Below are 20,893 nucleotides of genomic sequence, written 5' to 3'. Positions count from 1 at the left end.
CACCAACCCCAGAACGCGCGACGACGGCGATCCCCCCTTCGCCGTCGCCGCCACCTCCCGCCGGTCTTCTTTAGACTGGTCTGTCAAAGGAGACACCGCCCCAATGAATCCCCTCATCAATTCCCTCATGGTCGGGGCCGCTGACGCCCCGGCGATCAAGCCCGCAGTGGAGCTGGGAACACCGCTTCTGCTGACCATCGCCGCCGCGGGCATCGCCCTTTTGTTGGTGCTGATCATCCGGTTCAAGATCCAGGCATTTGTTGCCCTGCTGGCCGTCAGCATCCTGGTAGGCGTTGCCGCCCAGATTCCGCTCAAGGACATCTTCACGGTGGTGACCAACGGCGTCGGCAGCACCATGGGCAAGGTGGCACTGCTTATCGCCCTCGGCGCCATCCTCGGCCGCATGATTGAAGTTTCCGGAGGCGTTCAGTCGCTGGCCACCCACTTCACGGAAAAGCTCGGTGCCAAGCGCGTCGCCGTCGCCTTGACCGCCGTCGGCTTCCTTGTGGCGATCCCGGTGTTCTTCGAGGTCGGTGTGATCGTCCTGGTCCCAATCGTTTACGCGTTCGCCAAGATCGCCAAGGTCCACCCGATCAAGTTCGGCCTGCCCATGGCCGGAATCATGCTGTCCATCCATGTGGCCGTTCCGCCGCACCCGGGCATCGTTGCAGGCGCTGGTGTGTTCGGTGCCGACATCGGACTCATCACCATGATCTCCCTGATCATCTGCATTCCCCTTGGCTTCCTGTCCTACTGGGTGGCCAGCATCATGAACCGCAAGGATTACGAACTGCTTCCGGGCGTCAAGGCCCAGGTGGAAGAATTCGGCTCCGATTCGCTCGTCCACGTTGGCCATGACGGCCCCGGGGCTCGCGCCATCGCCCCGCCGCGTCCGGGCCTGATCATGTTTCTGATCGCCGCTCCGATCGTCCAGATCCTCCTCGGTACTGTCGGTACGCTGACCATCGCCAAGGACAACTACTGGTACGGCGTAGCGTCGTTCATCGGCAACCCGTTCTTCGCTTTGCTGGTGGCTGTTGCCCTCTCCTTCTTCCTGCTTGCCGTCCGCCGCAACTGGTCGCTCAAGGAAACAGGCGAGATCTTCGAGGGCGCCCTGCCTCCCATCGCCTCCATCCTGATGGTGGTTGCTGCCGGTGGCGTGTTCGGTGAAGTCCTCCGGACGTCCGGCATTGGCGCTGCGCTGTCCCACACATTGGACAGCCTCGGCCTGCCGGTGATCGTGCTCGGCTTCATAATTTCGTTGGCCCTGCGTGCCGCCCAGGGTTCGGCCACGGTGGCAATCGTCACGACGACGGGCCTGCTCACCTCTGCGGTCATGGAAGGTGGCTACTCGCCCGCGCAGATCGCCGTGATCGTGATCGCCATCGGCTTTGGCGCGCTCGGACTGTCCCACGTAACCGATGCCGGCTTCTGGACCGTGATCCGCTACTACGGCCTCACCGTGTCCGACGGACTCAAGACCTGGACCGTCCTCACCACCATCCTCGGCTTGGCCGGCTTCGTCCTCACCTACGTGGCCTGGATCCTGGTTGGAGGCCTGGCCCACTGATGCGCGCTGCACTCGATCAGCTGGTCAACTCCGCCCTGGCTTCCGGCTCCGCTGTCCCGGCCTTCACCTGCTACGACTTCACCACTGCGTTGGCCGTGGTGTCGGCAGCCGAGGAATCCGGGCGGGGCGTGATCCTCCTGGTGGCTCCCAAGACTGCCTCCACCGCCAACGGACTCCGACTCATCACGGCCCTCCGTGGTTTGGCCGACTCCGCGGGCGTTCCGGTTTCAGTGCAACTGGACCACGCCTCGGAGCTGCAGGTCATCCTCGACTCCGTGGCGGCTGGTGCGGACTCCGTTCTGGCCGATGGCTCGTCGCTGCCGTTGGAGGAGAACATCGCTTTGGTCCGCGAAGTCCGTGCCGCGCTGGCTGCGGCAGGCCGTTCCGACGTCGTGATCGAAGCGGAACTGGGCGGTCTGGCGGGCGACGAGGACCGGGCGTTTTCAGCAACAGCGCCCGACGCCGCCACTTCCGTCCCCGGTCTCACCGACCCTGCGCAGGTGGCCGACTTCGTCGAGCGAACCGGCGCGCAACTGCTGGCTGTTGCTGTTGGCAACGTTCACGGAAAGTACCGGGGTGAGCCGAATATCCGGTGGGACGTGCTGCAGGAAGTTGCTTCCCGCACGGACGTTCCGTTGGTTCTGCATGGCGCCTCAGGCATCCCGGCAGAGGAGCTCGCGAAAGCGCCGTCCATGAACGTAGGCAAAGTGAACTTCAACACCGAGCTGCGGACCGGGATCCTTGCCACACTGGAGTCTGAAACCCCTGCGCACCGGGCAGATGGTGAGAACCTCCAAGGATTGCTGGCCCGCTGGAACGGGTCAGCTGCGGCATTTGCCGGCGCCACGCTGGAGCTGCTCAGCACCTGACGGCCGGGCCGAAGAACACAGGGAGGCTAGGATCAGACCATGATCCTGGCCTCCCTGATTTTTGCGCTGATTGCCGCGCTGCTTCACGTTTACATCTTCACCATGGAGTCCATCACGTGGACCAAGCCGGCTACGTGGAAGCGTTTCAGCCTCACTTCACAGGCAGACGCCGAGACCACCAAGCCCTTGGCCTACAACCAGGGCTTCTACAACCTGTTCCTGGCCATCGGCGCACTGATCGGAATCATCGCTGTTTGGGCAGGGGCACCGCAGGTGGGCTGGACCCTCGTGTTCAGCAGTTGCGGCTCCATGCTCCTGGCCGCCTTGGTCCTCGCGGCCAGCGGGCGGAAGTACCTCCGCGCAGCCACCCTCCAGGGCACAACGCCTTTGCTCGCCGTCGTGCTTGGAATCCTCGCCCTCCTTTAAAGCAACGCGGGGTCACTTATGGCCCATGTTTGCCGTCAACATGGGCCATAAGTGACCCCGCGTTGTCCTTTAGTGCTCCGGCGGGCCGGCCTGGGCTGCGGCGGCGTCCATCCACAGCACTTCCCAGTGGTGGCCATCGAGGTCCCTGAAAGCCCGGCTGTACATGAATCCGAGATCCTGCGGGTCGTAAGTCTCTGAGCCGCCCGCTTCGAGGGCCTTGTTTGCCAGCGAATCCACGTCTTCACGGCTGTCGGCTGAAAGGGCGACGATGGCCGCCGTCGAGTTTTTGGTGTCCGCGATGGGCTGCTTGGTGAACTGGCTGAATTTTTCGTGGGTGAGGAGCATGGTGTAAATCGTGTCGCTGAAAACCACGCAAGCCGCCGTTTCGTCGGTGAAATTCGGGTTGATGGTGTAACCAAGCGCTGTGTAGAAGGCCTTGGATGCCTCGAGGTCGCTGACGGGCAAATTCACGAAAATGGACGTAGTCATGGGTCTGATCCTGCCGGTGTTTGGGCATTCCGTCCAGAGCCCGACGGAGGCTGCCAGCGTATTTGCCGACAGCCTCCGCTCCCTGTTACGGGATGTTGTGCCAGAACCAGCGGGTCACATCAACGACGAGTCGCAGAATGTTGACCGCCAGGTTCCAGGCGCCCCATGGCTCCTCGCGTCTACGCTTGAATGTCATGCCGGCACCTCCTCCCGGAGGAAAAGGACACGGCCGCACCCAGGGCAGCAGCGGAGCGTTGCGCCGTGGGTGCGGGGGCCATAGACTCAAGATGTGGCGTTTGAGGTTCTATGGCCCTCATACCGCATCAATGAGCGCATCGCGCTGAACGAAGACCCGACTGCTATCGGGTCTTTTGTTCGTTAACGGTGCGATGAGCTGTTGCCCATCTGCCACCAGACTATCGTTTTCCGGACGCGCAATTCCCTGTTTGTGGACAAGCTCGCAACGGACTCACTTCCACAGCGGCAACGGCACCACTTTGCGGCTCCGGCCCGATTCATCCAGCACATGGCCAAGCCTCTTGTAGGTCCGCACCACCGCCTGCCGGGACATGACTGCACTGCCCGGAGCGCGCTCGGCCAGTTCGCGTTCGTAAGCCTGGACCTCCAGGTAATCGCGGACCCACAGGGTGACCACCAGGTTTTGCGCGCCCAGGACCTGGGCGCTCAAGCGGCAGTTCGGCAAGGCAGCAAAGTAGCGGCCGACGTCGTCAACAAAATGGGCCGGGACGTTCAGTACCAAAGTGACCTCCCTCAGGCCCTGCTGGGCCGACGTCGACGTATCGCACCGAAGCGATATGTAGCCCGCAGCGAGGAACCGCTCCACGCGTCGGCGCGCCGTCTGGGGTGACACGCCACAGGCGGCGCCCAGTTCAGCCCAGGTGGCACGGCCATTCTTTGCGAGCTCCTCCAACAGCGACGCGTCCAAATGATCGGGTGAGTAGCCTGCTTGCTCGGGCAGGGGTTCGGCCGAGACGAGTCGTGCCCGGGCAGGTTCCAAAGTACCGCTGCGCCATTCCGAGGCCTGCCGGTACAACTTGGTGACGAAGACTACCTCTCTGTGGGTTATCCCGGGCAGCCGCGGAAAGGTCCCGGTGACGATGTCCATCAATTCCGCGTGGCTTGAAGCGAAGCAGTCCATGAAGATGTCGTGCGAGCCCGTGACCAGGGAGACGGTGGCGAACGAAGGCTCCGCGCACAGGCGCTCAAGCAAGTCCTCGCTCTCGCCGGGGGTGGAAGACAAATGGATGAAGGCGGACCAGCCTGTGTTGAGGTAGCGCTGCCCGGGGGACGGCGTAATCCAGGCCTGGCCTTGCTCTGCAAGCGTGTTCCAGCGCCGGGCAACGGTGGGCCCGGACAGCCCAAGGGCATCCGCCACCCGGCTCCATTCAGCCCGTGGGTTGATCTGAAGGGCATTCACGATTTCCAGGTCCAACTCGGAAATCATGGCTGATTCGTTCACTGTTGCCTGCTTTGAGTGGGTTTTGAACAATTTCGTAGTCAGTGTAGACGCTGGTCATAACGTTGTGACTCGTATCACCACCTACCGCAGGCAGAGATCCTGCGCAAGACACGACACCCAAGGAAGCACATGGCAAGCAAGACAGCACCGTCGGCGACGTCAGCCGTGACTCGCCGGACCATCACAGGATTGATCCTGGCAATGGCACTGATTGAATCGCTTAGCGGCGTCACGCAGGGGTACCTCAACCCCATCCTCCCGGCGTTGGGGCCGGTCTTCGAGATCGACGATCCCACCATCAACGGCATCTTCCTCATCTCCAACGTCAGCTTTGCCGTGCTCACCCCGATCATCTCGAGGCTCGGAGACAGCTACGGCTACAGACTGGTGCTGCGCTGGTCCACCGCGGTGGTGACGGTCGGCGTGCTGCAAATGGCGCTGTGGCCATCGTTGTGGACAGTGACTCTTGGCGTCGTCATGCTCACCTGCGTGGTGGGGTTCATCCCGCTGATGATGGGAATCCTCCGCGTCACCAGCCCGGGCCATACCCGCACCGGCGTCAGCGTCATGATCGGCATGCTCATGATCATGGTGGGAGCTGGTGGACTTCTGGCCGGGATCGTGGGCGTTACCGATCCGACGCTCGGCTTCTGGGTTGCCGTGCCGTTCGCGGTGGTCGCCTTCGTCTGCTCCTTCTTGATGCCCGACGCCGGGGTCCCGACACGTGAGGGCCTGGCCCTTGCGCCGCTGCTGGCTTGCTCCCTGGGGCTCATCGGGTTCGTCGTGGCGCTTTCCATGGCGCCCGAATGGGGTTGGCTGGACGCCCGCACATTGACAGCAGGACTGCTTGGGCTGGTCCTCTTGGCGTTCTGGGCCAAGCGTGACGCCAGCGCCGCCCCGGGCAAGCGGTTCATGGACCTGCGCATGCTGGCCATTCCCAGGATCCGTGCAGTCTCGATGGCCACATTCTTCTTTGGCTTCGCATCCATCAGCTACTTCGGAACCAACGGCATCTTCCTGCATTCCAACCCGGACAAGACGGGCTACGGCTTCGGCCTAAGCCCGCTTATGATCGCTGTTGTCCTGGCCCTCGCATCAGTGCTGTCCCTGGGTTCCTCACTCCTGACAACCAAGGCGCTCCGGCAGTTCGGCGAACGCACCACCTTGGTCTTCGCGGGCGTCCTGCTGGCCGGGGGATTCGTGGTGATGCTGCTGGCCCACGGCTCCTTGGCCGGGTACTGCGTTGGCTTCGCCATGTTCAACCTGAGCCTGGGCATGTACCAGGCAGGCACGCGCTCATTGTCGGTTGAAGGGGTGCCCTTGGAGGAAACCTCCACAGCTGCAGGCCTGAACGAGCTTGCCCTGTCGGTTGGCATCGCGGTGGGTGCGGCCGTCGTAAAGCTGATCTCTTCCGCCAATGCCGAGTCGGGACACATCACTGAGGGCGGCCTGTTCTTCATCTGGGGTGCGCTGGCCGTCGCGGCCCTGGTGGCGGCAGCGGCCAGCGCAAGCTATCCCAAGCGTCCGTCCGGGCAGGTGACCGCATGATGACAGGTCCCATCAACGGCAGCCCAAGTTCCGCCGTCGTACTTCCCGCCCGCGACGACATCCGCGCCATCCTGGACAGCCACCTTCAGCGTTGGAAGCCCGAAATCCTGGATCTCAGCCATTCGATCCACGCGGATCCGGAACTTGGCGGCGAGGAGTTCCGGGCCGTCAAACGTGTCCAAAGGGTGCTGCGGAAAGCCGGCTTCACCTTGGACGAAAAGCAGCCGTCGCAGTCCACCGCCTTCAGCGCGCGGTTCGGTTCGGGTGAGCTCGTGGTGGCACTGTGCGTTGAGTACGACGCCCTCCCGGCCATCGGACACGCGTGCGGGCACAATATCAACGCAGCCAGCGCCGTGGGGGCGGCGCTTGCGCTCGCGGCCGTGGCCGGGCAACTGGATATCACCGTCAAGGTCCTGGGAACACCGGCGGAGGAGACCACCGGAGGGAAAGTGGATTTGATCGACGAAGGCTTCTTCGACGACGTCTCCCTGGCCATGATGGCGCACGCGGCAGCAACCGACGTCGTGGGTGGTTCTTCGTTGGCCATGGGCATGTGGGATGTGCTGTTCGAGGGCAGGCCTGCCCATGCCGCGGCTGCTCCTGCTGAGGGCGTCAACGCCCTGGATGCCATGGTCATCGCTCAAACGGCCATCGCCCTGGCCCGGCAGCAACTTCCCGCGGGGTCCATCGTTTCGCTGATCGTCACGGAAGGCGGAAGCGCGGTCAACGTCATCCCCGAACGTGCCAGAGCCAACGTTGAAATGCGTGCCCCGAACATCCGCATCCTGAAAACCATCCAGGACAAAGTGCGGCGCTGCCTCGAAGGCGGCGCCCACGCCAGCGGATGCACGCTCCAAGTGACACCCTCGGGCAACTCGTATGCCGAACTGCGCCAGGACGCCTTCCTCTCCCAGGCGTACAGGGACGCGATGACCGCGCGGGGCCGGGACGTGGCCTGCAGTACCGATCCTGTGGCCTCCACTGACATGGGCAACGTTTCGCAGCTGGTGCCCAGTATCCATCCGATGGTTGGCTACGACGTCCGCGGTGCGGCACACCACACTGCAGAATTCGCGTCATTCGGCGCCTCAGCCGGAGCGGACCAGGCGGTCCTCGACGCCGCCTTCGGGCTCGCTGCGGCTGCGTGTGCCGCCGCCGTGAATCCGGCGTACCGGGAGCGCTTGCTACGGAAGACACGCACCTAGCGAGCAGGGCGCCCCGCTGCTGGCTCCGTTGCTTCCCCGGGCGGACAATGGAGTCAGCACGCAGGGAGTCAGTACCCGGGTGCTTGCCTGGTAGGGAGAGCCATGGAGCGGGATGCGTTTCCTGCGATCAGCCCAACGGCTGCGCAGAGGGATCCGGCGATCGACCTTGTCCGTTTCACCTGCCTGCTCCTGGTGGTGGCCGCCCATTGCATGATGGTGAGCCCTGTCCTGCACAAGGACGGGACAGTCGATACCCGGAACGTGCTCATGGAACAGGGGTGGTTCACGCCTGTGCTCTGGTTGCTGATGATCGTTCCCCTGTTCTTTGTTCTGGGCGGCGTCACCGGACTCCAGTCGTGGCGCCGCTTGAAGGCAGCGGGCGGGACCGGGTTCGACTTCGCCCAGCTTCGCCTTCTGCGCCTGGTACGCCCGGCTATGGCCCTGCTTGCCTTCATGTGGGGAGGGCTGTGGATCGCGTTGCTCCTGGGCGTCCACCCGCAAGTCATCCAACTGATGACTGCCGGGGCTGCGATGCCGCTGTGGTTCCTCGCCGCGTACCTCACGGCCCAGCTCAGCATCCCGTTGATGGCAAGATTCCATGAACGTGCGCCGCTGCTGACATTCGCGGCGCTGGTGGTTTCGATCATCTCCATCGACTCCCTCCGCGGGGCTGTTCCGGTACTCGCCTTCACCAACATGGTCTTCGTGTGGTGCGCGGTCCAGCAGCTGGGCTTCTTCAAGGCCGATGGCTTTTTCGAGCACCGCAGCCGCACGTGGCTGGTGGGTGCCATTGTCTCCAACAACCTCCTGTTGGGGCTCGTCACTGGCGTCGGGGTGTACCCGGGCAACATGGTGGTCAACATCAATCCACCCAATCTGTGCCTGCTCCTTCTGGGTATCTCGCAGACGGCGACACTGCAGCTTCTGGCCCCCGGCGTGCGGTGGCTCGCTGAAGTCCGCTGGATCCGCGCGGTGATTGCCGTGGCAGGGCGCCGCTCCATGACCGTGTATTTGTGGCATCTTCCCGTCCTGGTTGGCATGTCCGGGCTGTTGTTGCTCACGGATGTCCCCAAGTCCATGGCGGAAACGGCTGAGTGGTGGTGGGCGCGAATACCCGTCTTCCTCGCGGTAGTGGTACTCCTTGTCCCGGTGGTGTTGATTTTCGGTCGCCTTGAGGATCGCCCCATGGCGGCCAGCCACGCACGGGGCCCAGCGCGGGTAGCGGTGGTGACGGCCGCCGTCGTGGTCTTTATTCCGGTGGCGGACGCCGCGTTCAATGGCCTGACGCTCGCCCTGCTGGGCGGGGGAGCGGCTTGCTTCGCACTGTCGGTCCTGCTGCTGGGCAGGGTTCCGACGCCGGTGCTGCCGCCGGCCCAAGTGAAACGCGCGGAGGCGCCGGGACTCACGTTGCCAGCGCACGATTTACGTGCCAATCTCGAATCATGACCGAGAATACGGATTCACTGGCCGAGTCGTTCCGCCCCGGCGTTACTACAGTGCGCAACGACAAATTCCACCGCTACGAGCTTCACGTGGACGGTGAGTTGGCGGTGATTTCGCAGTTCATGGACAAGCCCGGCCACATCGATTTCATTCACACCGAGACGAGGTCCCAGTTCAAGGGCCAAGGCCTGGCCAACGTATTGGCGCACTTTGCTCTGGACGACGTCGTGGCTTCGGGCAAGCGCATCATCCCGCACTGCCCGTTCATTGCGGGGTATTTGAAAAAACACGAAGGCTACGAGCTGGACGTGGACTGGCCCAAGGAACAGCCCGCGGTTGAATCGGAAGCGGACAACAACTAGCCACGGGTATCAGTCGGCGCGAACGCCGGGTGAATGTGGTTTTCGACGCGGCGATACTGACGTGACGGTTGCCGAGGTCCAGAAGCCCAGCCCTGGGCGCGCTGACCGGGGAGGCCAATCGAGCCGTGCCCCTGAGAGTGCCACGATGGCATCGTGTTCGTCGACGACTTCCTGGCCCAGGCACCAAGCGGTGACCTGCATGGCACTGACAAGGCTGCCGCCGTGGACATGGTCAGCCTCCGTGACGCGATAGGAGAAACTCCGCATCACGCCTTCGCCCGGAGCCAGGGAGCCGACGGACAGGTGGCGACGGTCCGGACTGGAGGTGTAAAGCAGTGGCTCCATGGCCTCGTTGGTGAAGGATCGCGGAATAAGACGAATGTTACGAAGATGGCACGTGGACTCATTCACGACCCATGCCGTGAAGATCACGGTTTCCCCGGGTACCGCTGTCGACTTGTCCGCGCCATGGATCAACGTGATGCATTTCGGTTGCCCGCCCAGCGCACGGCAACCATAAAGCCGGGCCGATGAAGCGGGTGTTTTCGCACTTCGCAGGCGTATTGCGGCCCCGGGGCGCGTCGAACGGGCCACCCTGACTAAAGAAGACCGTCCCTTGAATTGCGTGATTCCCCGCGCCGGGCCGGAGTTGTGAAACCTCATGCATTGTTAGTGCCGGTTGGGGCGGTTTTATGTCGTTAATTCGACGAAACTTTTCGCCCTTATAGTCCTAAGTACCCTGAGATTCAAGTCAAGCCGCAATCTGATGACACACTATTGTTTATGGATCAAGTAATAGTGGCCGGGGCCGGTGGGGCGTCCCCAACTTTGGCTGCCGGAAACGACAGCGATCCCCATATCCTTAACCTCGTTCGCGAGGGTGTCACGGACGCTTTCGACACCCTCTATAAGCGGCACGTGCAGATCGCCTATTACGTTGCGCGCACACAGTCAGATAACCCGAGCGATGCCGATGACGTCGTTGCCGAAGCCTTTGCATCCATCTTCCAGTCCTTGAAGGACGGCAAGGGGCCCAAGGAGTTTTTTCGTTCGTACCTCCTGACCGTTGTGCGGCGTACAGCGCATGAACGCAATCGGAAGGCCAGGCTCATTCAGACCGCGGCCGACGACGCCATCCTGGACGCCGCCGTCCACGATGACGACCACCTGGTTGGCGATCTTGAGTCGAGCATCATGGCGCAAGCCTTCAAATCGTTGCCGGAGCGTTGGCAGGCCGTGCTGTTCCACCTTGATGTCGAAGGCTTGAAGCCGGCCGCTGTTGCTCCTTTGGTGGGCCTGACTCCCAACGGTGTCTCTTCCTTGGCCATCCGGGCCAGGGAAGGATTGCGCCAGGCGTATCTGCAGCACCACATCAGCAGCAGCGTTGACCAAGCCTGCGACGAATACGCCAGCCAGCTCGGCAAGTATGTGCGCAATGCCCTCAAGCGCACCTCCACGGAAAAAGTGGATGCCCACTTGGCAACGTGCGCCAAGTGCATGGCCTTGTTGGTGGAACTCAACGATGTCCAAGGCGGCATGCGCGCCATCCTCTTCCCCTTGGTCGCGGGAGTTACTTTCACACCGGCGGCTGCCGCGGTGGTTGGCTGGCCGGGCGCGGGAGGCGCAGCTGCTTCAGGCAAGGCTGCCGTTGCCGGCCTCCACGGAATCAGCCAGGCATGGAAAATCGTGGCAGCCCTGGTGGTGGGCGTCGGAGCTCTTGCAGGAGCCCTCACCTTGTTCCTGCAGCCGGGCGCCGCTCCAGGTTCGGTGGTGGTTGCCGAATCTCCGGCCAGCGTCCCGGCTATCAAGGAAACAGCGCCGCCGGTCCCCACCACCAGCCCTGCGCCTGAACCAACTACCTCAGCCGCGCCCCCACTCCCGGTGGCTGCCCCTTCGGTGCTGCCCGCCCCGCCTGCGAGCCAAACCCCCGCAGCCGTGGTTCCGCCGCAAGCGCCCCCAGGAAGAAACGCCGTTGTGGTTGACCCTGGTTTCACCTATTCGACGACGGCGCCACAGGCTTCAGCTTCTACGGCACCCCTGACTCAAACGGTTGAGGCAGTGTTCACGGCCGCTCAGGGGCAGGGTCCCCTTGAGCGCGACCTTCAGGTCCAGTTCTCCCTGGGCGGCGAAGGTTCCCCCACTTCGGGCGAGGTGATCTTTGGCCTGCCCGCTGGCATTACCTTCATTCCGGGGAAGACCCTGGCGCCGGCTGGATGGGACTGCAGCGCCACGGAAGCACAGCAGATCCGTTGCGCCACGGAAGCGATGGACCAAAGCCAGCTGACGTTCAACCTGGCGGTGACGCTGCCCGAGGACATGGAGAGTGGAACGTTGGACTACCAGTTCGCCGGCCAAGGGATCGTGCCAAAGTCGTTCATCAATACGTTCCATTAAAAATTCTTTCTGATTTCGCGTCACGAATCGGGCATTGCCGCCACTAAGGCTTTGAGGATCTTTGTGCTTTGTCGATTCTCAAATGTCGGCCACGTTTTTCCCTCACGAATTGCAGCTATCACAGGCAAGAGAATCAATGAAACATGCACGTCCACGGAAACTGTTGGCGGGTCTACTCGCTACGGCGTTAATCTCCTTGGGGGTGGGCACGGCCTCGGCCCCACAGTCCCTGGCAACCGTATCCGGGTCGCCAGGCGTCACCCAGCCTGGCACCGTCGTTTTCAATGAAGACTTCGAAAACGGCACAGATAACACCGCGCTTGGGGCACAGTCCTACTCGGTGCCCGGCTCCACCACGTACGAGGGTGCTACGGGGCAAACGTACACCGGTTCCCCGCTATGGATTGATGGGGTCCGCTGCAATGGCGTCATCCTGAGCTATGACAACACCGATACGCCCCCGTGGGCCGCTTCAGGTGCAGCGGGATCGGGTACCGAGAATCGCTGCGCCGACGTCGGAACACGCCGCAGCTATCAGCACCTGCGTATGTTGGCCAAGGCCATGGGACAGCAATTCACGCCAACGTCGCCCGATACCAACCACGTAACCAGCTCCTACACGGAGTGCCTTTCCACCGATACGGCCGGCGGCTTTTGCGCAACTCTCCCCGCGGGACCAAGTAACGGTGTGATGTTCAAGACGGCCAATCCACTGGCAACTACCGCAGGCCACTATTACACCTTCGGCGTGGATGCGGCGTACATGAACTGCTTCGGGGGAGCGTCGGACCCGTCCTACCAATTCGCGCGTATCGACGCCGGCGGAACTGTGACTCCCATCGGGGACCCGCTGAACGGCTGCCAGCCGACATCCGACCCCAACGTCCAGGCCTACCAGCAGCAGGTCACAAGCAACGTCGGTGGTTCTTTCGGCACAATCACCAAGACGGTCAACATCACTTCCATGCTCACTGACCAGGCCTTCCAGTCAACGGGCGGCTCTTTGGGACTTGAGATGTGGAACAACAACGGCACCTCCAACGGCAACGATGGAGCTTTCGACAACGTACGCCTGGTGGATGTCACGCCCCAGTTGGACAAGTCGTTTTCGCCATCGTTGATCGGCCCGGGCCAGGCGTCCACTCTGACGCTGACGGTTACCAATACCAGCGAACTCAACGCGAAGAACGACTGGTCCGTCACTGACACCCTGCCTGCCGGACTGAAAATAGCCGGCACGCCGAACATCGGTGGCACTTGCATCCAGTCAGCCGGGAATCCGCTGGCCACCACCGCAGCTCCGGGCAGCAATGTTGTATCAGTTACCGGCGGCGACCTGGCCAAGGGCATGGCCTCCTGCACCATCACCGTGGATGTCACCTCGGACACCGAGGGTAGTTATGTCAACGGTCCAGCGAACATCGTGAGCAACCTCAACCCTCCGGCGAACGCAACCTTGATGGTCAAGGCTCCACGCATTCAGTTGAGCAAGGCCCTGGATGCTCCCCGACTGGTTGATTCGGACCAGTTCACCACTGAGATCCGCTCAGGCTCGGCAACGGGACCTGTGGTCAACAACACCGCCAACTCCACCACTGCAGGAACCGGATCAACGATTACGGCAGGTACTGGCGTCACCGGTAAGTACATTGCCGACACCTCCAGCACGTACTACCTGACGGAATCCGCTGCCAACCTGGCTGATTATGACAAATCAATCACTTGCACGGACGCCAACGGTTTGCAGCCCGGGCTTCCTTCGGGAGTTGCGCTCGATCAGCCTTTGGCCCTGACTCCTGTTCCCGGTGCGGACATCAGCTGCGTTCTGACCAATACCGCAAAGCCTGTTTCACGGTTGGAGTTCACCAAGACGGCGGATGCCTCCGCCGTTCAGAACCCCAGCATGTCCGGCGACAAAATCACGTACACCTTCTCAGCCAGGAACACGGGCAACGTCACGCTAAGGAACGTTTCCATCACGGATCCACTGGCCGGCCTCTCGGCTTTGGTCTACGTCTGGCCCGGCAGTCCGGGCGAGTTGCTCCCCGGCCAGACCGTCACCGCTACGGCAACGTACGCCATTACGCAGGCAGATATCGACGCCGGTCATGTTGCCAACTCGGCCACCACCACGGGTACCCCGCCCACCGGTCCGCCGGTAACGCCTCCTCCGGGCGAAACGGATACTCCGTTGACCCCTGCTCCGGGCATGGAGTTCACCAAGACGGCCAACGCTTCCGCTGTCCAGTCGCCGTCCAAGGTCGGGGACAAGATCACGTACACGTTCACAGCGAAGAACACCGGCAACGTCGCGCTGACCAACGTCTCCGTCGACGACCCCCTGACTGGCCTCTCGGCCCTGAGCTACACCTGGCCCGCGGCTGCAGGAACCCTGCAACCCGGACAGGCGGTGACGGCTACGGCAACGTACGCGATTACCCAGGCGGACATCGACGCCGGTCACGTTGCCAACTCGGCCACCACCACGGGGACTCCGCCCACCGGTCCGTCGGTCACGCCTCCTCCGGGGAGAACGGATACCCCGTTGACCCCGGCAGCAGGACTTCAGTTCACCAAGAAGGCGGATGCTTCAGCGGTAGGCGACCCCACCGAGGTGGGTGACCCCATCATTTACGCGTTCACGATCAAGAACACCGGGAGTGTTCCACTCAAGGGCGTTGCGGTCAACGATCCCATGCCCGGACTGACGGCCTTGGTTTATACCTGGCCCGGTGCTGCAGGGATCCTGCTGCCCGGACAGACAGTGACGGCTACGGCAACATACGCGATCACCCAGGCGGACATCAGCGCAGGGAAGGTGGCGAACACGGCTACTGCAAGCGGCACTCCTCCCAATGGACCGCCTCTGGGCACACCACATGCAACCGCTGTTGTGACCTTCCCGCCAGCCATGCCGTCGGTCACGGGTCACTCGGGCGGGTCATTGGCCACCACCGGTGTTGTCCTCACCGTACTGCCCATAAGCCTTCTGATAGTTGGCACGGGTCTGTTCCTGTTCCTCGCTGGAGGCCGCAAGCGTTCTGGGTAGCCAGTGGCGAAGTGACAAAAACCGCCACCGACATCAAGTGCGTGCTGGGGGCGACTGTTCTCCAGCCATGCGCTTCCTTTGCCATCGTGCGGCGTGCCAGAACAACAGTCCCGCCATGATGAGCACGGCCGCCAGGAGGGCGTAGGGCGCGTTCGACAACATCATGTATGTGAACTGGGCGCTCTCGGGCGTCAAATGGGGAATCGGCGAGGTCATGGCCCCGGCAGCGGTGGCCACGGCCCACAACCCCACCCACAACAGCCCGGCGTCCAGGACCCAGAGGGCAATGATGAACGGGTTCACCGACAGGCGCTTACCGGGCCGGTCAATGGCCTCAGGAACGTGCGGGCTGATTGCTTGCACGGAATTGCCGTGCTCGTCGATTTCGCGGAAACCGATCCGCTCGTGAACGTGGTCTTTCATGTGGCCCCCAGCCGCAGACTGTTCTTTTCCTGCACTCTACTCCTGCCCGGTCAAGGCTCCGTGACGGCTGGGCACTGGCCGGAAAGTTCAGTCTCCGGCAAAGAGCGCGGCCGTATTTTGCCTTCCAAGCCCCCGGAGGAAAAGTCAATGACGGCTGTCGAGCCGTCCAAGACCCCGGATACCGCCTTCCAAGCGAATTAGGTCACAAAAGTTTGACGGAAAGGCTTACCTAAGTAAGGCTTACCTTGCTAATGAAGCCCCAACGCAAACGGAAGGAAGCTGACGTGACGTCACCTAGTGTCGAAGAGCGGATCGCCCAGGAGCCTGATTTTGGTTCCAAAGTGGAACTGGCCCTCGCTGCCACCAACCAGCTGTTCAACGCCCGCAATTCGCCAAGCTACGTGGCCCAGGTCCTCCAGGGAGTCAACGCCGTCTCCACCAAGGTCCAGCGGACCGCCCAACCTTTCACCGGCGTCGGGCATTCAGAGCTGAAGGCCCGCGTTGGCGCCGTCGACCTCGACCGTCCCTTGCCGGACACCGCCGCGGCACTTGAAGAACTGGACGAGCTCTACCTCAGGGATGCGATCTACTTCCACGATTCCCGCTATGCCGCACACCTGAATTGCCCGGTGGTGATCCCCGCACTGGTGGGCGAAGCCGTGCTTTCCGCCGTGAACTCGTCCATGGATACGTGGGACCAGAGCGCGGGCGCCACCATGATCGAACGCCGGCTTATCGACTGGACTGCGGAGCGTATCGGCTTCGGCGCAGAGGCCGACGGTGTGTTCACCTCAGGTGGCAGCCAATCCAACTTCCAGGCGCTGTTGATTGCCCGCAACCATGCGGTGGCCAAGCTTCGGGCATCGAACGGCGAGGCCCGCCTTCCGCACCTGCTGGACCGCCTCCGGATCTTCACCTCCGTGGACAGCCACTTCAGCATCCAGAAGTCGGCATCCATGCTGGGCCTCGGCTTCGACGCCGTAATTGCGGTGCCCACCTCGGAAGACCACCGCATGGACCCCACCGCCCTCGCGGCTGCTTTGGCTGAAGCGCACGACGCCGGCCTGGTGCCCATGGCGGTGGTGGCCACCGCCGGGACCACCGACTTCGGTTCGGTTGACCCGCTCTCCGAGCTCGCCGCGCTGGTCCGCGCTTACGACTCCTGGCTCCATGTGGACGCAGCCTACGGGGGAGGCCTGCTGGTTTCCGGACGGTACCGCCACCTCCTGGACGGCATCCGCTTGGCCGATTCGGTCACGGTTGACTTCCACAAGACGTTCTTCCAGCCTGTCAGTTCCAGCGCAGTTCTGGTGCGCAATGGCTCCATGATGGGGCACGTCACCTACTACGCCGACTACCTGAACCCGGAGAGCGCCGCGAAGGCCGAGATCCCGAACCAGGTGGACAAGAGCATCCAGACCACCCGCCGCTTCGATGCCCTGAAACTGTGGCTCACGTTGCGCATCATGGGCGCCGACGCCATTGGAGCACTCTTCGACGAGGCGATTGACCTGACGGACCGCGTGGGGTCGTTGCTCGCCGATGACGCGGACTTCGAGCTTGCCGCCGCACCGCAGCTCAGCACACTCGTCTTCCGCTACCGCCCGGAGCTTGATGGCGTAAAGCTCGACGAAGACTCCGCCGACGCCCTCAATCCGGCCATCCGCGCCGCCATCTTCGCCTCGGGTGAAGCAGTCGTTGCCGGCACCAAGGTGGCTGGGCGGCACTACCTCAAATTCACCCTCCTCAATGCCGAAGCGTCCCTGAGGGACATCCGCGAAATCATCGAATTCATCCGCAGGACCGGCGCCAGCCTCCTTGCAAACACCACGGAGGCAGCAGCATGAGCACCCCTGACAACGGCAGGATTTACGACGTCGCGGGCATCGGCGTCGGGCCCTTCAACCTCGGCCTGGCCGCGCTGAGCGAGCCGCTGGAAAACCTGGACTGCGTGTTCGTGGATCGCCGCGGGTCCTTCGACTGGCACCCGGGCATGATGCTGGAGCCGGCGCACCTGCAGGTCCCTTTCATGGCGGACTTGGTGACCTTGGCAGATCCCACGTCGCCTTTCTCTTTCCTGAACTTCCTGAAGCAGACGGGCCGGCTGTACCGCTTCTATATCCGCGAAAACTTCTACCCGCTGCGTGCCGAGTACAACCAGTATTGCCAGTGGGTGGCCGGGCAGCTGGAATCCGTCCGTTTTAGCACGGATGTGCTTGATGTGGCTTACGACGACGGCGTGTACCGACTTTCGGTGCAGGGCCCGGATGGCGCCGAGGTGCTTCGCGCCCGCCGGCTGGTCCTTGGCACTGGTACGTCCCCGTATGTTCCGGACTCCTGTGCAGGAATAGTGGAGGCTGGTGGGCTTGTCCTCCACAACGCCGATTACCTGTCGAGGAAGAGTGAGCTGCAGTCCAAGCGCAGCATCACGATCGTGGGCAGCGGCCAGAGTGCGGCTGAGCTGTACTACGAGCTCCTTCAGGAGATCGACGTCTACGGCTACCAACTCAACTGGGTGACCCGCTCCGGACGTTTCTTCCCGCTGGAGTACACCAAGCTCACCCTTGAAATGACCTCGCCGGAGTACGTTGACTACTTCCACTCACTCCCGGGCGGGCAGCGCGACTCCCTGATCAAGAGCCAGAAGAACCTGTACAAGGGCATCAATTCGGACCTGATCGACGACATCTACGATCTCCTCTACACAAAGAGCCTCTCCGGCATGGTGGACACGCAGCTGCACACACATTCGTCCCTGACGGCAGCGCAGTGGGATCCGGCAACGGGCACCCACACGCTCCAGTTGCATCACGAAGAGCATGGCCGCGATTACCAGCTGGAATCCGACGCCGTGGTCCTCGCCACCGGTTACAGCTACAAGGAACCGGCGTTCCTCACGGGCATCCAGGACCGGATCCGCCGCGACGCCAAGGGCCGTTTCGACGTCGACCGCAACTATGGGACCGGCGTCGAACCCGGCGAAATCTTTGTGCAGAACGCCGAGCTGCACACCCACGGCTTCGTCACGCCGGACCTGGGCATGGCTGCCTACCGCAATTCCTGCATCCTGCGCGAAATCACCGGCCGCGAGGTCTATCCGATCGAACGCAGCATCGCGTTCCAGCAGTTCGGGGCGCCGGCGCCTGTCGCTGTGGAGGCCCCGGAGTCTGTTGGAGCAGCAGTATGAGCTTCACGTTCCGTCCAGTAGATCCCCTGGCCGACGCACTTGTCCTGCACAGCTGGGTAAGCCAGGAGTATGCGCGGTTCTGGGGAATGGTTGGTTCCGTGGAGCAGGACGTTGTGGAGGAATACTCGAAGATTGCCGCTTCTGCCCATCATCGAGCCTTCCTGGGGCTCGACGACGGCGCACCCGCCTTCCTGATGGAGCGATACCGCCCGGAGTCATCGCCGTTGGCAGACGTTTACGACGTCCAGCCCGGCGACGTCGGCATGCACCTTTTGGTGTCCCCACCCAGCGGTGATCCGCGGCCCGGCTACACCACCGCCGTCATGCAGTCCGTGATGACCGAACTCTTCGCCGACCCCGCAACCCGGCGCGTCGTCGTCGAGCCCGATGCCCGGAACCACAAGATCCATGTGTTGAACCAGAAGGTGGGCTTCAGGCCGCACGGCGTGGTGACCCTTCCCGCCGTCGACCCTGCCGAAGACCACAAACAAGCCCTGTTGAGTTTCTGTACGCGTGAGGATTTCCTCGCCACGCTGACCCCGATTCTGGCCGCGCCGGCTACGGCGAGCAGAGGAGAATTCCAATGACCACCACCGTTGACAACGTGACCACCGCGGCTGCAGGTTCTGTGGCCCACCTGACTCCGGAGCGTTGGGCCGCCGCCAACCGGCACGTGGTCCGCAAAGCGATCGCCGAATTCTCGCACGAGCGCATCCTGGTCCCGGAACTGATCCGGGAAGAGGGGGACGGTGCCGGGCTTTACGGTGCCGGTCTCTACAAGGTAGTTAGCGACGACGACACGGTTGAGTACCGCTTCCGCGCCCGGCTGCTGGAACTTGAGCACTGGTCGGTGTCGGCAGAGTCCATTGTGCGCCTGCGGGACGGCAAGGAGTTGCCGCTGGACGCGCTGGACTTCATCACCGAATTCCATGAGGCACTGGGCATCCGCCAGGAGATGCTGCCCGTATACCTCGAGGAGGTCAGCAGCACGCTGTCGAGTCACGCCTATAAGCAGGGCAAGCCGTTCAGTTCGGCCGAATTGGTGGCGGGGGTGACGCGGGGCCGGGACCGGGCCGCGGATTTCCAAGCTATCGAACACAGCATGACCGAGGGCCACCCGTGCTTCGTTGCCAACAATGGCCGGTTGGGGTTCGGGATCGCCGACTATCACGCCTTCGCTCCCGAAACCGGGGCCATCGTGCAGTTGCAGTGGATCGCCGTTCACCGCTCAAAGGCCGTGTTCACCTCCAGTGCGGGGCTGGACTACCGCACCCATTTCGAAGCCGAACTCGGACCGGCCACCTTGGCATGGTTCCAAGCAGAACTCTCGGCGTCCGGCCTGGACCCCGAGGACTACCTCCTCATGCCGGTGCACCTATGGCAGTGGGACAACAAACTCACAGTGACGTTCGCGGCAGAAATCGCCCAACGGCACATCGTCCACTTGGGAACCGGTGAGGATTCCTATCAGGCGCAGCAGTCAATCCGTACGTTCTTCAACACCACTTCACCGGAGAAGGCGTACGTCAAGACTGCCATGTCCGTGCTGAACATGGGCTTCATGCGTGGGCTCTCGCCGCAGTACATGAAGGCCACTCCGGCTATCAACGACTGGCTGCAGGAATTGATCGGCAATGACCAGGAGCTCCAGAACCGGGGCCTGGCCATGATCCGTGAAACTGCTGCCATCGGCTACCACAACCACTACTACGAGGCGGCATCGGCCAAGGGGTCGCCCTACCGGAAGATGCTCTCGGCCCTGTGGAGGGAAAGTCCGCTGCCGTTGCTCAAGGACGGGCAGCAATTGGCCACCATGGCATCGTTGCTGCATGTGGATTCGTCCGGCGAGTCCGTGGTTTCGGCGCTGATTTCCCGCTCCGGACTGGCGCCCCTCGAATGGCTCCGCCGCTACTTCGAGGCCTACCTCGTCCCATTGGTGCACTGCCTCTACGAGTACGAACTCGCCTTCATGCCGCACGGCGAAAACGTGATCCTGGTCCTCGAAAACGGCGTGCCGGTGCGGGCGATCATGAAGGACATCGCTGAGGAGATCGTGGTCATGGGGGACAGGCTTGAGCTCCCCGACGACGTTTCGCGCATCAAGGCAGAGATCCCCGCTGAAGAGATGGTCCTGGCCATCTTCACGGACGTTTTCGACTGCATCTTCCGCTTCCTGGGCGCAATCCTTGTGGAGGACGGGACAGTCCGCGAAGACGGGTTCTGGGGTACTGCCGCGGCCGTGTTGCGGGCGTACCAGGAACGGCACCCGGAGCTTGCGGACCAGTTCGCCATGCACGATCTCTTCGCGCCGGACTTCGAGCTCTCCTGCCTCAACCGCCTGCAACTGAGGAACAACCAGCAGATGCTCGACATTTCAGACCCCTCCGGTGGACTCCAGATGGCGGGTCGATTGGGGAACCCCCTGGCGAAGTTCGCCTAGCGTACCGC

The 20,893-nt window shown here is 62.7% G+C and carries 17 protein-coding genes; 13 read left to right on the top strand and 4 right to left on the bottom strand.

The features are described from left to right. Positions 1-103 precede the first annotated feature (103 nt). Genes PJL15_RS15645 through PJL15_RS15635 form a run of 3 tightly spaced genes read left to right on the top strand, consistent with a single transcriptional unit; the run spans position 104 to position 2,865 of the window. A complete protein-coding gene (locus PJL15_RS15645) occupies positions 104-1,570 on the top strand; it encodes a GntP family transporter (RefSeq protein ID WP_281452065.1) in 1,467 nt (488 codons plus the stop codon). After that, positions 1,570-2,439, top strand: coding sequence for a class II fructose-bisphosphate aldolase (locus PJL15_RS15640; protein WP_281452064.1), 870 nt, complete (start codon positions 1,570-1,572; stop codon positions 2,437-2,439). The genes PJL15_RS15645 and PJL15_RS15640 overlap by 1 nt, the downstream gene beginning before the upstream one ends. Before the next feature lie 39 nt (positions 2,440-2,478). Then, a complete protein-coding gene (locus PJL15_RS15635) occupies positions 2,479-2,865 on the top strand; it encodes a DUF1304 domain-containing protein (protein WP_281452063.1) in 387 nt (128 codons plus the stop codon). Positions 2,866-2,934: 69 nt separating this feature from the next. Here the strand turns inward: PJL15_RS15635 and PJL15_RS15630 are convergent, their stop codons facing one another. Both PJL15_RS15630 and PJL15_RS15625 read right to left on the bottom strand, forming a co-directional pair. Then, a complete protein-coding gene (locus PJL15_RS15630; RefSeq protein ID WP_281452062.1) occupies positions 2,935-3,354 on the bottom strand; it encodes a VOC family protein in 420 nt (139 codons plus the stop codon). Between the two features lie 469 nt (positions 3,355-3,823). Beyond that, entirely contained in the window at positions 3,824-4,834 is a 1,011-nt protein-coding gene (locus PJL15_RS15625; protein WP_281452061.1) for an Lrp/AsnC family transcriptional regulator, read from the bottom strand. A 129-nt stretch (positions 4,835-4,963) separates the two neighbouring features. Here PJL15_RS15625 and PJL15_RS15620 point away from each other — a divergent pair, with 129 nt between their 5' ends. The 4 genes from PJL15_RS15620 (at position 4,964) to PJL15_RS15605 (ending at position 9,392) form a co-directional block, all read left to right on the top strand. Next, a complete protein-coding gene (locus PJL15_RS15620; RefSeq protein ID WP_281452060.1) occupies positions 4,964-6,382 on the top strand; it encodes an MFS transporter in 1,419 nt (472 codons plus the stop codon). Further along, complete coding sequence (locus PJL15_RS15615) at positions 6,379-7,587, top strand: M20 family metallopeptidase (protein WP_281452059.1); 1,209 nt, start codon at positions 6,379-6,381, stop codon at positions 7,585-7,587. Before PJL15_RS15620 ends, PJL15_RS15615 begins: the two co-directional genes overlap by 4 nt. Before the next feature lie 102 nt (positions 7,588-7,689). Beyond that, a complete protein-coding gene (locus tag PJL15_RS15610) occupies positions 7,690-9,033 on the top strand; it encodes an acyltransferase family protein (RefSeq protein WP_281452058.1) in 1,344 nt (447 codons plus the stop codon). Beyond that, positions 9,030-9,392, top strand: coding sequence for a GNAT family N-acetyltransferase (locus tag PJL15_RS15605; RefSeq protein ID WP_281452057.1), 363 nt, complete (start codon positions 9,030-9,032; stop codon positions 9,390-9,392). The genes PJL15_RS15610 and PJL15_RS15605 overlap by 4 nt, the downstream gene beginning before the upstream one ends. A gap of 9 nt (positions 9,393-9,401) precedes the next feature. Here the strand turns inward: PJL15_RS15605 and PJL15_RS15600 are convergent, their stop codons facing one another. Then, positions 9,402-9,737 (bottom strand): hypothetical protein, encoded by a 336-nt coding sequence (locus PJL15_RS15600; protein WP_281452056.1) that lies wholly within the window; start codon positions 9,735-9,737, stop codon positions 9,402-9,404. 438 nt (positions 9,738-10,175) lie between these two features. On the opposite strand from PJL15_RS15600, the gene PJL15_RS15595 reads away from it, so the two are divergent. Further along, complete coding sequence (locus PJL15_RS15595; RefSeq protein ID WP_281452055.1) at positions 10,176-11,786, top strand: sigma-70 family RNA polymerase sigma factor; 1,611 nt, start codon at positions 10,176-10,178, stop codon at positions 11,784-11,786. 136 nt (positions 11,787-11,922) lie between these two features. Beyond that, positions 11,923-14,835, top strand: coding sequence for a DUF7507 domain-containing protein (locus tag PJL15_RS15590; RefSeq protein ID WP_281452054.1), 2,913 nt, complete (start codon positions 11,923-11,925; stop codon positions 14,833-14,835). Positions 14,836-14,868: 33 nt separating this feature from the next. On the opposite strand, the gene PJL15_RS15585 is transcribed toward PJL15_RS15590, so the two are convergent. Continuing rightward, positions 14,869-15,258, bottom strand: a complete 390-nt coding sequence (locus PJL15_RS15585; RefSeq protein ID WP_281452053.1) for a hypothetical protein — start codon at positions 15,256-15,258, stop codon at positions 14,869-14,871. A 284-nt stretch (positions 15,259-15,542) separates the two neighbouring features. On the opposite strand from PJL15_RS15585, the gene PJL15_RS15580 reads away from it, so the two are divergent. Genes PJL15_RS15580 through PJL15_RS15565 form a run of 4 tightly spaced genes read left to right on the top strand, consistent with a single transcriptional unit; the run spans position 15,543 to position 20,885 of the window. Continuing rightward, a complete protein-coding gene (locus PJL15_RS15580) occupies positions 15,543-17,105 on the top strand; it encodes a pyridoxal phosphate-dependent decarboxylase family protein (protein WP_281452052.1) in 1,563 nt (520 codons plus the stop codon). Further along, entirely contained in the window at positions 17,102-18,445 is a 1,344-nt protein-coding gene (locus PJL15_RS15575) for a lysine N(6)-hydroxylase/L-ornithine N(5)-oxygenase family protein (protein ID WP_281452051.1), read from the top strand. Before PJL15_RS15580 ends, PJL15_RS15575 begins: the two co-directional genes overlap by 4 nt. After that, on the top strand, positions 18,442-19,032 hold the full coding sequence (locus tag PJL15_RS15570) for a GNAT family N-acetyltransferase (RefSeq protein WP_281452050.1): 591 nt from the start codon (positions 18,442-18,444) through the stop codon (positions 19,030-19,032). Before PJL15_RS15575 ends, PJL15_RS15570 begins: the two co-directional genes overlap by 4 nt. After that, positions 19,029-20,885 (top strand): IucA/IucC family protein, encoded by a 1,857-nt coding sequence (locus tag PJL15_RS15565; protein ID WP_281452049.1) that lies wholly within the window; start codon positions 19,029-19,031, stop codon positions 20,883-20,885. The genes PJL15_RS15570 and PJL15_RS15565 overlap by 4 nt, the downstream gene beginning before the upstream one ends. Positions 20,886-20,893 lie beyond the last annotated feature (8 nt).

This window comes from Paenarthrobacter nitroguajacolicus, from assembly GCF_029952445.1.
GTDB lineage: Bacteria > Actinomycetota > Actinomycetes > Actinomycetales > Micrococcaceae > Arthrobacter > Arthrobacter nitroguajacolicus_B.
This window is presented reverse-complemented; position numbering and strand designations above follow the sequence as displayed.